This window comes from Limnospira sp. PMC 1279.21, assembly GCF_032349615.1.
GTDB lineage: Bacteria > Cyanobacteriota > Cyanobacteriia > Cyanobacteriales > Microcoleaceae > Limnospira > Limnospira fusiformis.
Map to the genome: position 1 here is coordinate 1 of NZ_JARPLU010000607.1, position 280 is coordinate 280.

Annotated in this window: 1 pseudogene; it reads left to right on the forward strand. The window is 46.4% G+C overall.

The features are described from left to right. Window positions 1–99: 99 nt before the first annotated feature. Window positions 100–280 (forward strand): annotated as a pseudogene (locus P5683_RS26195) (hypothetical protein); the annotation flags it as partial.

Here is a 280-nt window from a genome sequence, read left to right on the forward strand (position 1 = left end):
TTCCCAACAGTCAGCTTAATAAACCCGCCCCCCAAGATAATCAAGGCAAGAAAACTGCCGGAGTTGATGGAATGAGAGCAATCTCACCAAGGCAAAGGTTTGAACTTGTCAAGAATATTAAGGGAAACCTCAAAGCAAAACCACTACGACGGGTGTGGATTCCAAAACCCGGCAGGGATGAAAAAAGCGGGAATGGGAATACCCACAATCCAAGATAGAGCAAAGCAAGCCTTGGTTAAATCGGCTCTCGAACCTGAATGGGAATCGAGATTTGAAGGCG